The 14,460-nt window shown below is 69.0% G+C and carries 12 protein-coding genes and 2 tRNA genes; 9 read left to right on the top strand and 5 right to left on the bottom strand.

Annotation, left to right across the window (positions count from 1 at the left end; genetic code table 11):
* Positions 1–52 precede the first annotated feature (52 nt).
* A complete protein-coding gene (locus CCN72_RS17105; RefSeq protein ID WP_402145234.1) occupies positions 53–1,168 on the bottom strand; it encodes an acyltransferase family protein in 1,116 nt (371 codons plus the stop codon).
* Positions 1,169–1,701: 533 nt separating this feature from the next.
* Here CCN72_RS17105 and CCN72_RS17100 point away from each other — a divergent pair.
* Positions 1,702–1,896 carry a hypothetical protein gene (locus tag CCN72_RS17100; RefSeq protein ID WP_037651818.1) on the top strand — a complete coding sequence of 65 codons (195 nt, stop codon included), beginning with the start codon at positions 1,702–1,704 and terminating at the stop codon, positions 1,894–1,896.
* Between the two features lie 99 nt (positions 1,897–1,995).
* Here CCN72_RS17100 and CCN72_RS17095 read toward each other — a convergent pair whose 3' ends face one another.
* From CCN72_RS17095 to CCN72_RS17085, 3 genes are all read right to left on the bottom strand, one after another.
* Positions 1,996–2,634, bottom strand: coding sequence for a TetR/AcrR family transcriptional regulator (locus tag CCN72_RS17095; protein WP_086808266.1), 639 nt, complete (start codon positions 2,632–2,634; stop codon positions 1,996–1,998).
* Positions 2,631–3,017 (bottom strand): VOC family protein, encoded by a 387-nt coding sequence (locus CCN72_RS17090; protein ID WP_085564729.1) that lies wholly within the window; start codon positions 3,015–3,017, stop codon positions 2,631–2,633. The genes CCN72_RS17095 and CCN72_RS17090 overlap by 4 nt, the downstream gene beginning before the upstream one ends.
* Before the next feature lie 128 nt (positions 3,018–3,145).
* Positions 3,146–3,216: transfer RNA gene (locus CCN72_RS17085), tRNA-Gly, on the bottom strand.
* Positions 3,217–3,376: 160 nt separating this feature from the next.
* Between CCN72_RS17085 and CCN72_RS17080 the strand changes: the two genes are divergently transcribed.
* The 5 genes from CCN72_RS17080 (at position 3,377) to clpX (ending at position 8,207) form a co-directional block, all read left to right on the top strand.
* Positions 3,377–3,453, top strand: a tRNA-Pro gene (locus CCN72_RS17080).
* Positions 3,454–3,696: 243 nt separating this feature from the next.
* The gene (gene tig, locus CCN72_RS17075) at positions 3,697–5,064 is read left to right on the top strand and encodes a trigger factor (RefSeq protein ID WP_086808265.1); all 1,368 of its coding nucleotides are present in this window, start codon (positions 3,697–3,699) and stop codon (positions 5,062–5,064) included.
* 346 nt (positions 5,065–5,410) lie between these two features.
* Positions 5,411–6,016: an ATP-dependent Clp protease proteolytic subunit gene (locus tag CCN72_RS17070; protein ID WP_085568519.1), complete on the top strand. Its 606-nt coding sequence runs from the start codon at positions 5,411–5,413 to the stop codon at positions 6,014–6,016.
* A 69-nt stretch (positions 6,017–6,085) separates the two neighbouring features.
* On the top strand, positions 6,086–6,751 hold the full coding sequence (locus CCN72_RS17065; RefSeq protein WP_037651827.1) for an ATP-dependent Clp protease proteolytic subunit: 666 nt from the start codon (positions 6,086–6,088) through the stop codon (positions 6,749–6,751).
* A gap of 169 nt (positions 6,752–6,920) precedes the next feature.
* Positions 6,921–8,207: an ATP-dependent Clp protease ATP-binding subunit ClpX gene (clpX, locus tag CCN72_RS17060; protein ID WP_037651828.1), complete on the top strand. Its 1,287-nt coding sequence runs from the start codon at positions 6,921–6,923 to the stop codon at positions 8,205–8,207.
* Between the two features lie 108 nt (positions 8,208–8,315).
* Here the strand turns inward: clpX and CCN72_RS17055 are convergent, their stop codons facing one another.
* A complete protein-coding gene (locus CCN72_RS17055) occupies positions 8,316–9,320 on the bottom strand; it encodes a hypothetical protein (RefSeq protein ID WP_086808264.1) in 1,005 nt (334 codons plus the stop codon).
* A gap of 137 nt (positions 9,321–9,457) precedes the next feature.
* On the opposite strand from CCN72_RS17055, the gene CCN72_RS17050 reads away from it, so the two are divergent.
* The 3 genes from CCN72_RS17050 (at position 9,458) to CCN72_RS17040 (ending at position 14,396) form a co-directional block, all read left to right on the top strand.
* The gene (locus tag CCN72_RS17050) at positions 9,458–12,082 is read left to right on the top strand and encodes a valine--tRNA ligase (protein WP_086808263.1); all 2,625 of its coding nucleotides are present in this window, start codon (positions 9,458–9,460) and stop codon (positions 12,080–12,082) included.
* A 435-nt stretch (positions 12,083–12,517) separates the two neighbouring features.
* A complete protein-coding gene (gene folC, locus CCN72_RS17045) occupies positions 12,518–14,032 on the top strand; it encodes a bifunctional tetrahydrofolate synthase/dihydrofolate synthase (RefSeq protein WP_086808262.1) in 1,515 nt (504 codons plus the stop codon).
* 10 nt (positions 14,033–14,042) lie between these two features.
* Positions 14,043–14,396 carry a DUF4233 domain-containing protein gene (locus CCN72_RS17040; RefSeq protein ID WP_086808261.1) on the top strand — a complete coding sequence of 118 codons (354 nt, stop codon included), beginning with the start codon at positions 14,043–14,045 and terminating at the stop codon, positions 14,394–14,396.
* Positions 14,397–14,460 lie beyond the last annotated feature (64 nt).

Here is a 14,460-nt window from a genome sequence, read left to right as displayed (position 1 = left end):
CTTCCGGGTGCTTTCGGGACTGGGCCGGGTGCCCAGTCCCGTCTCCCGGCCCTCAGACGCCCGCCTTGACCGGCTCCCGTTCCTTGCGCTGCCGTTCGCGGGCCAGTTCGGTGGCGTCCTGGACGAAGGCCCAGGCCATCTTGGGCTCCATGGCGAAGCGGAACACCCGTTGCACCGGCTTGGTGCACAGGACGGTGACGGTGGCCACCGCGAGGACGGTGACGACGGCCGAGCCGTAGTCGCCGTAGCGCTGGGCGATGTCGAAGCCGCCGAGGAAGAGCACGCTCTTGATCACGAAGCCGTGCAGCAGATAGCCGTACAGGGTGCCCGCGCCGAGCGCCGTGAACCAGGTGCGGCGGCCCGGCACCCAGGCCAGGAAGCAGGCGGTCAGCAGCACCGCGCAGCCGAACATGGCCAGCGTCATCAGCGGCCCGATCCACCACGGGGCGCCGAGTTCCTGGGCGGCGTTCTGGCGGTAGAACCAGTTGTCGTTCATGTGCGGCGCGGTCCACCAGCCGATGGCCAGGGCCGCCGCGAACACCGGCAGCGACAGGATCCGCATCCGGCGGGTACGCATCAGCGTGAAGTGCTCCGGCCTCAGCAGCAGTCCGAGGACGAAACACGGCAGGAACTGGAGGATGCGGCCGAAGTCCAGGCTGCCGTCCACCCCCGGGGTGACCGATCCGATCATGGCGAGGCCGAGCGCGATCGGCAGCGGCCAGCGCACCAGCTTCCACAGCGGGCTGGTCATCCGCCACACGAACAGCGCGAGCAGGAACCACGTCAGGTAGTACGGCGAGAAGAGGTTGATCGGGCCGTCCATGTGACCCGCGTACCGCTTGAACAGCGAGTAGGCGAGCTGGAACAGCACATAGGGCACCGCGACGCCGGTGACCAGGCGCTTCACCCGGTCCGGGCGCATGTCGAAACTGCGGGAGAAATAGCCGGAGATGACGATGAACGCCGGCATGTGGAACGTGTAGACGACGTTGTACAGGTCTTCCAGCGCCCGGTGGTCCGTCTTCAGCGGGGACCAGGAGTGCCCGATCGCCACCAGGGCGATCGCCAGGTACTTGGCGTTGTCGAAGAACGGATCGCGCTCTTTGCCGGGTCTGACTGCCTTCGCCTGCTCCTCCTGCGCACGCTGCGGGGCACGCGGTCCGGGCACTCCCTCCGCCGGCGACTGTGCCGGGGGGAGCGGCCGTGGGTTCTGGCCGGGGGACGAGGCGGCGTCAAACATCTCAGGCACCCTAGCGTCGTCGGCGGGATTTCGTAAAACCCCCCTAGTCATTCCTGGTTATCCCCTTCGTATGCCCCGGGATTTCCCGAACTTGCCTCCACCGCACACGTGATGATGCACACACAGAGGTCCACCGTTGGCCCCTGATGTACCGATTCATCCCCAATAATTGGGGCATACCGCACCTCGGCGCCCTCCCGGCGTCGTCAAGGTGTCATCAATTCGAATTACCTGCACACGAGATGTGTGGACACCGAAACGAACGCGCACAATTACGGCCGGAGTCCCGCGCGCCCGTCCATCGAATTGCAGTGCGGTGCGTCCCCCGAGCCGGGACGGCCTGTCCGACATCCTGTCAGCGGCCGCATGGAGCAGGCCTGTTGGTGGCACGATGGTTCTGGCGGGGGTGCGGGCCGTACTCCCGGGCCGGCAGAGGGACCGACCGAGGGTTGTGATCAGTTGTGGCCATTTCGCTGTCCGTAGTGGTGCTGTTGGCGGTCATCCTGGTGGTGCTCATAAGAGGGAAGAGCCTCAAGGCGGGACCGGCCCTCGTGGCTGTGCTCTTCGGCTTCTTCCTGGCCTCCAGCGGCATGGCGCCGTCCATCCAGCGGTTCCTGAACTCGATAGCGGACTCGATCTCCTCGATCAAGTTCTGACCGTCGAACGATCACGTTCCGACCGTCGGACCCCGACGAGCCGGCACCCCCGGTGCCGGCCGCCGCCCGCGGCGCGGGTACCGCCGGGCGCGGGTACCGCTAGTGGTACAGGTGCCGCTGCTCGGCCGGCTGCCGGCTGATGAACACCAGGCGGTCGAAGTCCACGGCCACCCCGCGCAGCAGCAGGTCCACCAGCGCGCGCGCCGAGGACGCGTCGACGGGTGCCTCGCCGAACAGCGCCCGCCGGTACACCACCGACGCGAGCAGGTCCACGAACAGCTCGGGATCCACGTCCGGCTGGAGGTCCCCGCGCTCGACGGCCCGCCGCACCGCGACCGCGGCGGCCGCCCGGCCCGGCTGTACGAGGCTGCGCAGCAGGTACTCATGAAGGCCGGGGTCGGCGGAGCAGTCGGCGATCAGCGGCGCGAGCACCCCGGCCGGCAGCCGCTCGTGCAGCACCTCGGCGAGCAGCCGCACACTCTGGTGCAGATCGCAGCGCGTGCAGCCGTTGTCCGGCGCGGGCGGCACGACGAGGACCGAGGCCAGCGCGTCGATCACCAGGCGCTGCCGCTGGGGCCAGCGGCGCCGGATCGCGGCCTTGCTGGTGCCCGCGAGGGCCGCCACCTTCTCCAGCGCGAGCGAGCCGTAGCCGTCCTCGTGCAGCAGCCGTACGGTCGCCGTCAGCACCGCCGCGTCGATCGCCGGGTCCCTGGGCCGGCCGCCGGCCGCCGGGCTCACGCGGCGGCGTCCTGGGGGTACCAGCGCAGCTCCACGGTGTTTCCCTCGGGATCGCGCACATAGACCGACTGGGCGGACCCCCGGGCGCCCCACCGCGGCACGGGCCCCTCGATCACGTCGAAGACGCCGGAGCCGATGACCTCCTGCCAGTCCAGCGGGTCCACCACCAGGCAGATGTGGTCGACATTGGACTCGCCGCGCGGCCGCTCGAACAGGTCGATGACGGTGGTGGCGCTGACCCGTACCGACGGGAACGACACCTTTCCGGCCCGCCACTCCGCCACCCGCTCACCGGCGAGTCCCAGCGGCCCGGTGTAGAACGCCAGTGCCCGCTCGACGTCCGAGACGTTGAGCACCAGGTGGTCGAAGTCCTTGATCCGCATGATGATTCCCCCTGCTGTGGCCGTTCCCAGTTATGTTCCGTACCGGTGCGGAACATAACTCATGCATGGCGGAACGACAAAGGCCCAGGGAGAGGAAACAACCTCTCACCTGGGCCTTCGGCATCCAGAGCGGGCGACGGGAATCGAACCCGCGTAGCTAGTTTGGAAGACTAGGGCTCTACCATTGAGCTACGCCCGCAGTGCTGCGCCGCAGGTCGAGGACCGCGGCACTCAGGCATCGTAGCGGGTCGTCCGCCGCTTGGGCCAACACGTCCGATCACCGAACACCACGCGCCCCGCCTCGAAGAATGCGGCCGACGCGGGCCGCCGGGCCATGTACCCTACGTCTCGCACACAGACGGGGTGTGGCGCAGCTTGGTAGCGCGTCCGCTTTGGGAGCGGAAGGCCGTGGGTTCAAATCCCGCCACCCCGACCATCGATCGGCCCTTTCGCCGAGTCCTTCGCCGCGTCCTGGTCGAGTCCTGGCCGAGTTCCGGCCGCGTCCGCCGGCGGCGCCACGAAGATCGCCTTTTGGGGCGCCGAACGCGTGCGGTTACTATGCAAGCTGCACGCCCGTGTGCCCGGCCCTCACGGCCTACGTACTCCTCCGGGCGGCGAATCCGCCGGACCTGTCTGGCTCCGGCAGAACCCAAGCAGTCAGCCACAAGGAGACCGAACCGTGAAGAGCGCCGTGGAGACCCTGAACCCGACCCGGGTTCGGCTCACTGTCGAGGTGCCCTTCGAGGAGCTCAAGGACAGCCTCGACGCGGCGTACAGCAAGATCAACCAGCAGGTCACGGTGAAGGGCTTCCGCAAGGGCAAGATCCCTGCCCGCGTCATCGACCAGCGGTTCGGCCGCGGTGCGGTCCTGGAGGAGGCGGTCAACGACGCGCTTCCGAAGTTCTACACCGAGGCGGTCAACGAGGCCGAGCTGAGCCCGCTGGGCCAGCCCGACGTCGACATCACCGAGCTGAAGGACGGCGAGACGCTGAACTTCACCGCCGAGGTCGACGTCCGCCCGGCCCTCGAGATCCCGGACTACTCCGGCATCGAGGTCGAGGTCGACGCCATCGAGGTCACCGACGAGGACATCGAGAAGTCGGTGGAGCAGCTCCGCGAGCGCTTCGCCTCCACCGCCCCGGTGGAGCGCGCCGCCGAGGACGGCGACGTCGTCACCATCGACCTGGAGGCCAAGGTCGACGGCGAGGTGCTGGAGGACGGCATCGCCAACGGCGTCTCCTACACCATCGGCTCCGGCGAGCTGCTCGACGGCATCGACGAGGCCGTCAAGGGCCTGTCCGCCGGCGAGGAGGCCACCTTCACCTCCGAGCTGAAGGGCGGCTCCGCCGCGGGCAAGGAGGCCGAGGTCTCCGTCAAGGTCACCCAGGTCGCCAAGCGCGAACTGCCGGAGCTGGACGACGAGTTCGCGCAGCTCGCCTCCGAGTTCGACACGCTGGACGAGCTCAAGGCCGACAGCCGCAAGCGCCTCGCGAACATGAAGGAGTTCGACCAGGCCACGCAGGCCCAGGAGCGCGTCCTGGAGAAGCTCCTGGAGCTGCTCGAGGTCCCGGTCCCCGAGAAGCTGCTCGAGGACGAGGTCAACACCCGTAAGCACAACCTTGAGCACCACCAGCTCGGCCAGATGGGTCTGACCCTCGACAAGTACCTGGAGATCCAGGGCAAGACCGCCGAGGAGTTCGACGCCGAGACCCGCGAGGCCGCGGTCAAGGGCATCAAGACCCAGTTCGTCCTGGACGAGCTGGTCAAGAAGGAGCAGCTGAACGTCAACCAGGAGGAGCTCACCGAGCACCTCATGCGGCGTGCGGCCTCCTCCGGCATGTCCCCCGACCAGTTCGCCCAGGCCGTCGTCGAGGGTGGCCAGGTGCCGCTCCTCGTCGGCGAGGTCGCCCGCGGCAAGGCCCTGGCCGTCGTGGTCGAGGCCGCCACGGTGAAGGACACCAACGGCGAGATCGTGGACCTCGGCGACGAGGACGAGGAGACCGAGGCCGCCGAGGCCGAGGCCGCCGAGGAGACCACCGAGGCCTGAGCTGCCCCACGGCACCTCTGACGCTCGTACGACGGGCCCCCGGGACTTTCCCGGGGGCCCGTCGGCGTACCGCGGCGCGGCCGGCCGGCCCGGAAGCCCGCCGTCGTACCGGCGAGGACAAGCCATTCCCGCGTACGACCCGCACCCGGCACCCCGCTCCGCACCCGGCGGAGCGCTACGCCCCCGGCGAACAGTCGCTACTCCGGGATTCCCCGAACGTGCCCGAGCGTTAGGGTCCATGAGTACGGGGGCAGGGGAGTCTCCTGAAACCCCCGAACCTCCGGCAGGACGACTGAGACGGCTCGGCGCCGTCGTGAGACGACCAGGTGGATACGTGACGAATCTGATGCCCTCCGCCGCCGGCGAGCCCTCCATCGGTGGCGGCCTCGGCGACCAGGTCTACAACCGGCTGCTCGGCGAGCGGATCATCTTCCTCGGCCAGCAGGTCGACGATGACATCGCCAACAAGATCACCGCTCAGCTGCTGCTCCTTGCCGCCGATCCGGACAAGGACATCTACCTCTACATCAACAGCCCCGGCGGCTCGGTGACGGCCGGCATGGCGATCTACGACACCATGCAGTACATCCCGAACGACGTGGTCACCATCGCGATGGGCATGGCGGCCTCCATGGGCCAGTTCCTGCTCACCGGCGGCGCCGCGGGCAAGCGCTTCGCCCTGCCGCACGCCGACATCATGATGCACCAGGGCTCCGCGGGCCTCGGCGGTTCGGTCACGGACATCAAGATCCAGGCCGAGTACCTGCTGCGCACCAAGCACCGCATGGCGGAGCTGACCGCGCTGCACTCCGGCCAGACCTTCGAGACGATCACCCGGGACGCGGACCGTGACCGCTGGTTCACCCCGGAAGAGGCCAAGGAGTACGGTCTCATTGACGAGATCATCACGAACGCCTCGGGTGTTCCGGGAGGCGGCGGCACCGGTGCCTGACCGGCCCGGCCATGCCACGCACCGCCACCACCCACGCCCCCAGAACGCCACCAGGACGGTGAACATCCCATGAGCAACTTCCCCGGCGCGGCCAGCGGCCTGTACGAAGGGCCCCGGCCCGACGCGCGCTATGTGATCCCGCGCTTCGTCGAGCGCACCTCCCAGGGCGTCCGCGAGTACGACCCGTACGCGAAGCTCTTCGAAGAGCGCGTGATCTTCCTGGGCGTGCAGATCGACGACGCCTCCGCCAACGACGTCATGGCGCAGCTGCTGTGCCTGGAGTCGATGGACCCGGACCGGGACATCTCGATCTACATCAACAGCCCGGGCGGCGACATGACCGCCCTGACGGCGATCTACGACACGATGCAGTTCGTGAAGCCCGACATCCAGACGGTGTGCATGGGCCAGGCGGCCTCCGCCGCGGCCGTGCTGCTCGCCGCCGGCACCCCGGGCAAGCGCATGGCGCTGCCGAACTCCCGGATCCTGATCCACCAGCCGGCCGGTTCCAGCGGCCGCGGGCAGCTCTCCGACCTGGAGATCATCGCCAAGGAGTTCACCCGGATGCGCGAGCAGCTGGAGAACATGCTGGCCAAGCACTCGAACCAGCCGCTGGAGAAGGTCCGCGAGGACATCGAGCGCGACAAGATCCTCACGGCCGAGGAGGCGCTGGAGTACGGCCTCGTCGACCAGATCATCTCCACCCGCAAGCTGAACAACGCCGACGTCCGCTGACGCGGAGCGGCGCGCTCTCAAGCCCCCCACGGCAGGGCTCACGGCAAGTGAACCCTGCCAAGGGGGGCCCGAACATCGGGCCCGGCAAGGTACCGTCGGACATAAGGCAGCACCAGGAGCCGCTGGAACGCAGTGTCCAGGCGGCTCCCAGGCGAAGGGGAAGCACACCGTGGCACGCATCGGTGACGGCGGCGATCTGCTCAAGTGCTCGTTCTGCGGCAAGAGCCAGAAGCAGGTCAAGAAGCTCATCGCAGGGCCCGGTGTGTACATCTGCGACGAGTGCATCGATCTCTGCAACGAGATCATCGAGGAAGAGCTGGCCGAGACCAGCGAGGTGCGCTGGGAAGAGCTGCCCAAGCCCCGCGAGATCTACGAGTTCCTCGAGGGCTACGTGGTCGGCCAGGAGGCCGCCAAGAAGGCGCTGTCCGTCGCGGTGTACAACCACTACAAGCGGGTCCAGGCGGGCGAGAACGGCGGCGCGAGCGGCCGTGACGACGCCATCGAGCTGGCGAAGTCCAACATCCTCCTGCTGGGCCCCACGGGCTCCGGCAAGACCCTCCTCGCCCAGACCCTGGCACGCATGCTGAACGTGCCGTTCGCCATCGCCGACGCGACCGCGCTGACGGAGGCGGGCTATGTCGGCGAGGACGTGGAGAACATCCTCCTCAAGCTCATCCAGGCCGCCGACTACGACGTCAAGAAGGCCGAGACGGGCATCATCTACATCGACGAGATCGACAAGGTGGCCCGCAAGAGCGAGAACCCGTCGATCACCCGGGACGTCAGCGGCGAGGGCGTGCAGCAGGCCCTGCTGAAGATCCTGGAGGGCACCACCGCCTCGGTGCCGCCGCAGGGCGGCCGCAAGCACCCGCACCAGGAGTTCATCCAGATCGACACGACGAACGTGCTGTTCATCGTGGGCGGTGCCTTCGCCGGTCTGGAGAAGATCATCGAGTCGCGGGCGGGCGCCAAGGGCATCGGCTTCGGCGCGACGATCCTGTCCAAGCGCGAGCTGGAGGCCAAGGACGTCTTCGAGGACGTCATGCCGGAGGACCTGGTCAAGTTCGGCATGATCCCCGAGTTCATCGGCCGGCTGCCGGTGATCACCTCGGTCCACAACCTGGACCGCGAGGCCCTGCTGCAGATCCTGGTCGAGCCGCGCAACGCGCTCGTCAAGCAGTACCAGCGCCTCTTCGAACTCGACGGCGTGGAGCTGGACTTCGAGCGCGAGGCCCTGGAGGCCATCGCCGACCAGGCCATCCTCCGCCAGACCGGCGCCCGCGGCCTGCGCGCCATCATGGAGGAAGTCCTCCAGGGCGTGATGTACGAGGTCCCGTCCCGCAAGGACGTCGCCCGCGTCGTCATCACCGCCGACGTGGTCCTCTCCAACGTCAACCCGACCCTGATCCCCCGCGACGCCCGGGGGCGGGGTTCGGGGGAGCAGAAGACGGCGTAACCAGCCGCCCGAACGACGCCGAAGGGGCCCCGGTCATCAGACCGGGGCCCCTTTCGCGTGCCTGGGGGCGGACGCCAACGGGCCTACGCCCCCGGGTGGTTACGTCGGTTACGCCTTGACCCGCACGTCGTTGCGCAGCTTCGCCGCCAGTTCGGCGGTCTCGTCCAGGGAGCCGGACTGGCCGGAGGCGAGGGAGGCCACGCTGTAGTCGGACACGAAGGCGACGGTGCTGTGGTCGCCCCAGATGCACATCGGCATCTTGAAGCTCTTCGGCATGCCGGAGGACGAGGACGAGGAATCGGTGTTGTCGATCTGCGCCACCTGGCACTTCATGACGCCGTTGGAGAACCCGGCCGGGTGCACGGTCTCCGGGCTGCCGAGCATCTTGCCCTTGGTGGTGGAGTCGCTCTGGTCCTTCGACGACTCGGTCTTGATCTTGGCGAACATCGCGTCCACCACGGCCTCGGGGTTGTCGATGGTGCCGTACACCCCGCTGAAGGACAGACCCTTCTTGGTCAGCCCGGTGCCGGTCTCGTAGCTGGAGCTGACCTCCGTGGGGTTCTGCACGCCCCACTTCTGGAAGTCCGACTTGTCGGAGTCGCTGAGCCCGTCCGAGGACCCGTCCGAGCCGTCCTGCTTGGTGTAGGTCCCGTTGATCACCGTCGCCGGCGTTATCAGCTTGTGCGCGCCGTCGTTCGCGACGGTGCTGCTGCCGTCGCCGCCGCCGAGCAGGAAGACCGCGCCCACCACGATCGCCGCCACGACCACGACCGAGCCGATGATCAGGCCGGTCTTCTTCTTGCCGCCACCCGGCTGGGGCGGCTGCGGCATGCCGCCGTACGGCTGCTGCTGGCCGTACGGACCGGGCTGCTGCGGCATCCCCGGCTGCTGGGGGTAGCCGTACCCCGGCTGCTGCGGCGGGGCCTGCTGGGGGTAGCCGTAGCCGGGCTGCGGCGGGGCCTGCGGCGGCTGTCCGTAGGGGCCGCCCTGCGGCTGCTGACCGTACGGACCCGGCTGCTGCGGCTGCCCGTACGGACCGGGCTGACCCGGCTGTCCGTAGGGACCCGGCTGCTGGGGTGGCTGGCCGTACGGGCCCGGCTGGTTGTTGCTCATCTCTGGGATCCCCCTAGGACGCTTATATGTCCCTGACATCCTGAACCAGGCCGAAGAACCGCAGGGCACCGGGGGCGGCACCGTTACAGAACAAACGCGTTTCGGGACCGGCCCGTGACCCCTCTAAACTGACCCCTGTGACCGAGAACGCTCAGCAGCAGCCATCCGCGCCCGACACCGAACTGCCGACCCAGTACGCGCCGGCCGATGTAGAGGGGCCGCTGTACGAGCGCTGGGTAGAACGGGGGTACTTCGAGGCGGACGCGAAGAGCGAGAAGCCGCCGTACACCGTCGTCATCCCGCCGCCCAACGTCACCGGCTCCCTCCACCTGGGCCACGCCTTCGAGCACACGCTCATCGACGCCCTGACCCGCCGCAAGCGCATGCAGGGCTACGAGACCCTGTGGCAGCCCGGCATGGACCACGCCGGCATCGCCACCCAGAACGTGGTCGAGCGCGAGCTCGGCAAGGAGGGCAAGTCCCGCCACGACCTGGGCCGCGAGGCCTTCGTCGAGCGCGTCTGGAAGTGGAAGGGCGAGTCCGGCGGCCAGATCTCCGGCCAGATGCGCCGCCTCGGTGAAGGCGTCGACTGGTCCCGTGAGCGCTTCACCATGGACGAGGGCCTCTCCCAGGCCGTCCAGACCATCTTCAAGCGCCTGTACGACGACGAGCTGATCTACCGCGCCGAGCGCATCATCAACTGGTGCCCCCGCTGTCTGACGGCCATCTCGGACATCGAGGTGGAGTACCAGGACGACGACGGCGAACTTGTCTCCATGAAGTACGGCGAGGGGGACGACGCCATCGTCGTCGCCACCACCCGTGCCGAGACGATGCTCGGTGACACGGCCGTCGCCGTCCACCCCGAGGACGAGCGCTACCAGCACCTGGTCGGCAAGCTCATCAAGCTCCCGCTGACCGACCGCTCCATCCCGGTCGTCGCCGACGCCCATGTCGACCCCGAGTTCGGCACCGGCGCCGTCAAGGTGACCCCGGCGCACGACCCGAACGACTTCGAGATCGGCCAGCGCCACGACCTGCCGTCCATCACCGTGATGGACGAGCACGCCGTGATCACCGTGCACGGCCCCTTCCAGGGCATGGACCGCCTGGAGGCCCGCTCCGCCATCGTGGCCGCGCTGCGCGCCGAGGGCCGGATCGTCGCCGAGAAGCGGCCGTACGTCCACTCCGTCGGCCACTGCTCGCGCTGCAAGACCACCATCGAGCCGCGGCTGTCCATGCAGTGGTGGGTCAAGGTCGGCCCGCTCGCCAAGGCCGCGGGTGACGCGGTCCGCGAGGGCAAGGTCAAGATCCATCCGCAGGAGATGGAGAAGCGGTACTTCGACTGGGTCGACAACCTCCACGACTGGTGCATCTCGCGGCAGTTGTGGTGGGGCCACCGGATCCCGGTGTGGTACGGCCCCGAGGGCGAAGTCGTCTGCGTCGGTCCCGGCGAGCAGCCGCCCGCCGGCGAGGGCTGGCACCAGGACGCCGACGTCCTCGACACCTGGTTCTCCTCCGGCCTGTGGCCCTTCTCCACGCTCGGCTGGCCCGAACAGACCGAGTCGCTCGCGAAGTTCTACCCGAACTCCGTCCTGGTCACCGGCTACGACATCCTCTTCTTCTGGGTCGCCCGGATGATGATGTTCGGTCTGTACGCGATGGACGGCACCCCGCCGTTCCACACCGTCGTCCTGCACGGCATGGTCCGCGACCAGTTCGGCAAGAAGATGTCGAAGTCCTTCGGCAACGCGGTCAACCCGCTGGACTGGATGGACAAGTACGGCAGCGACGCCCTGCGCTTCACGCTGGCCCGCGGCGCCAACCCGGGCGTCGACGTGCCGATCGGCGAGGACTGGGTCCAGGGCTCGCGCAACTTCGCCAACAAGATCTGGAACGCCACCCGCTTCGCGCTGATGAACGGCGCGACGGTCGAGGGCCCGCTGCCCGAGGCGTCGAAGCTCTCGGCGACGGACCGCTGGATCCTCTCCCGCCTCAACTCGGTCGTGGCCGAAGTCGACGCGCTGTACGAGGACTTCCAGTTCGCCAAGCTGTCGGACGCCCTCTTCCACTTCGCGTGGGACGAGGTCTTCGACTGGTACGTCGAGCTGTCCAAGACCGTCTTCCAGGCGGGCGGCGAGCAGGCCGAGGTCTCCAAGCGGGTCCTGGGTGAGGTCCTGGACGTCACCCTGAAGCTGCTGCACCCGGTGGTCCCGTTCGTCACGGAGACGCTGTGGACGACGCTGACCGGCGGCGAGTCGATCGTCATCGCCGAGTGGCCGACCGACAGCGGCTTCCGTGACGCGGCCGCCGAGCAGGAGATCTCCGCGCTCCAGTCCGTGATCACCGAGGTCCGCCGCTTCCGCGCCGACCAGGGCCTCCAGCCCGGCCAGCGGGTCCCGGCCCGGCTGACCCTGGACGGCACGGCGCTGGCGCCGCACGAGGCGGCCATCCGCCAGCTGCTGCGCCTCCAGCCGGAGGGCGACTCCTTCACGGCGACGGCCACCCTGCCGATCGCCGGCGCCGAGGTCGCGCTCGACCTCTCCGGCACGATCGACGTGGCCGCCGAACGCAAGCGCCTCGCGAAGGACCTGGCCGCCGCCGAGAAGGAAAAGGCCCAGGCCACCGCCAAGCTGGGCAACGAGGCCTTCCTCGCCAAGGCCCCGGACAACGTGGTCGACAAGATCCGCACCCGCCTCACCAAGGCGGAGAACGACATCACCCGCATCCAGTCTCAGCTGGAGAAGCTGCCGGCAGCGTGAGCCGTTTTATGCAGGCCGAGGGCCCCGGTACCGGTGAGGTGCCGGGGCCCTCGGGCGTCTTCAGGGCCGGGAAGCCGCCGGAAGCGTAAGTCGTTTTGCGCTGCCGACCGCTCTCGTGCCGACGAGGCGCCGGTTTTCCGGCGTTTCTGGTGTCGGGATCCACCCGGAGCCTGCGTCGGCTCGGCGCCCCGGTGGGCGCTGACCCCGGTGAGGCGCCGGGATTTCCGCCCCCTCAGAGGCTGAGAAGCCGCCGGGAGCGCAAAACGTTTTGCGTTGCCGAAGGCCCCGGTACCGATGAGGTGCCGGGACCATCGGTGCCCTCAGGGGCGCGGGGAACTGCGCGACAAGCCATGGGGGGCCCGCGGCCGGGTGTGACGATCAGCCGCCTTCGAACCGGCGCCGCAAGCCTCTCAGCGCCTCCGTAGACTGATACCCGTGAGCGACCTCCCGCACGAGAACGACCAGCCCGATCCCCTCGACCCGTTCGAGGAGATCATCGAGGCCGAGACCGACCGCGACCCCGACCTCGCCGTCATCGAGGCAGGCAGCCGTACCCTGCGTACCCAGGGCGGCGCGCCGGGGGCCGATGTGCCCGCGCGGCCCGAGGACCCGGAAGTCGACAAGGCGCTGCGCGAGGTCGAGGCGGAGCTGGCGACCCGCTGGGGCGAGACCAAGCTGGAGCCCTCGGTCAGCAGGATCTCCGCGCTGATGGACGTGCTGGGCGACCCCCAGCGCTCGTATCCCTCGATCCACATCACGGGTACGAACGGCAAGACCTCCACCGCCCGCATGATCGAGTGCCTGCTCGGCGCCTTCGAGCTGCGCACCGGCCGCTACACCAGCCCCCATGTGCAGTCGATCACCGAGCGGATCAGCCTGGACGGCGCCCCGGTCGCCGCCGAGCGCTTCATCGAGACGTACCAGGACATCAAGCCGTACATCGAGATGGTGGACGCCGCCCAGGAGTACCGGCTGTCCTTCTTCGAGGTCCTCACCGGCATGGCGTACGCCGCCTTCGCGGACGCGCCGGTCGACGTGGCCGTCGTGGAGGTCGGCATGGGCGGCTCCTGGGACGCCACCAATGTGATCGACGGCGATGTCGCCGTCGTCACCCCGATCGGCCTGGACCACACCGACCGCCTCGGCGAGACCACCGGCGAGATCGCCGGTGAGAAGGCCGGCGTCATCAAGCAGGGCGCCACCGTCATCCTGGCCCAGCAGCCCGTGGACGCCGCCCAGGTGCTGCTGAAGAAGGCCGTGGAGGTCGACGCCACCGTGGCCCGCGAGGGCCTGGAGTTCGGCGTCGTGGCCCGTCAGGTCGCCGTCGGCGGACAGATGCTCACCCTGCGCGGCCTCGGCGGCGAGTACCCCGAGGTCTACCTCCCGCTGCACGGCGCCCACCAGGCGCACAACGCGGCCGTGGCGCTCGCCGCCGTGGAGGCCTTCTTCGGCGTCGGCGCCCAGCGCGCCGAGCCGCTGGACATCGACACCGTCCGCAAGGCGTTCGCCGCCGTCTCCTCGCCGGGCCGCCTGGAGGTCGTACGACGCTCTCCCACCGTCGTCCTGGACGCCGCGCACAACCCGGCCGGCGCCGAGGCCGCCGCCGAGGCGGTGCGCGAGGCGTTCGACTTCACGCGGCTGATCGGCGTGGTCGGCGCGAGCGGCGACAAGAACGTGCGCGGGCTGCTGGAGGCCTTCGAGCCGATCTTCGCCGAGGTCGTCGTCACCCAGAACTCCAGCCACCGCGCCATGGACGCGGACGAACTGGCCGCCATCGCCGTCGAGGTCTTCGGTGACGAGCGGGTCCAGGTCGAGCCGCGACTGCCCGACGCCCTGGAGGCCGCGATCACGCTGGCCGAGGAGGAGGGCGAGTTCGCGGGCGGCGGTGTGCTGGTCACCGGTTCCGTCATCACGGTCGGCGAGGCCCGGCTGCTGCTGGGCAAGGGCTGAGGAGTCCGACGTGCGTACGCTCTGTTCATCCACGCTGATCGGCGAGTTCTTCGTCATCGGTTTCGCCGGTCTGGTCGCCATGAAGGACCCGAGCCTGTCGGTCTCCACCGTCTGGCTGGTCAGCGGCATCGCCATGGCCCTGTGTGTGCTGCTGTGCGGCATGGTGACCCGGCCCGGGGGCGTCGCCCTCGGCTGGGCCCTCCAGATCGCCCTGATCGCCTCCGGTGTCTTCGTGCCGACCATGTACTTCATGGGCGTGGTGTTCGCCGCCCTGTGGTGGGCTTCGGTGCACTTCGGGCGAAAGGTGGACGAGGCCAAGGCCCGGTTCGCGGCCCAGGCCGAGTCCTCGGCTGACGCTGCGTAACGGGCGCCCGGATACGCCCTGTAGCCTCGTCCCACCGCACACGTCCCACGCGTAAGGAGTCCCC

This window comes from Streptomyces murinus (assembly GCF_002154555.1).
Lineage (GTDB): Bacteria > Actinomycetota > Actinomycetes > Streptomycetales > Streptomycetaceae > Streptomyces > Streptomyces murinus.
The sequence above is the reverse complement of the archived record's forward strand: the minus strand, read 5'-3'. Positions and strand labels throughout refer to the sequence as shown.

Excerpts from the sequence above, each read along its gene's own strand:
- CCN72_RS17090 (WP_085564729.1), bottom strand. The coding sequence starts at position 3,017 with ATGCGGATCAAGGACTTCGACCACCTGGTGCTCAACGTCTCGGACGTC.
- CCN72_RS17065 (WP_037651827.1), top strand. The coding sequence starts at position 6,086 with ATGAGCAACTTCCCCGGCGCGGCCAGCGGCCTGTACGAAGGGCCCCGG.
- CCN72_RS17070 (WP_085568519.1), top strand. The coding sequence starts at position 5,411 with ATGCCCTCCGCCGCCGGCGAGCCCTCCATCGGTGGCGGCCTCGGCGAC.
- CCN72_RS17055 (WP_086808264.1), bottom strand. The coding sequence starts at position 9,320 with ATGAGCAACAACCAGCCGGGCCCGTACGGCCAGCCACCCCAGCAGCCG.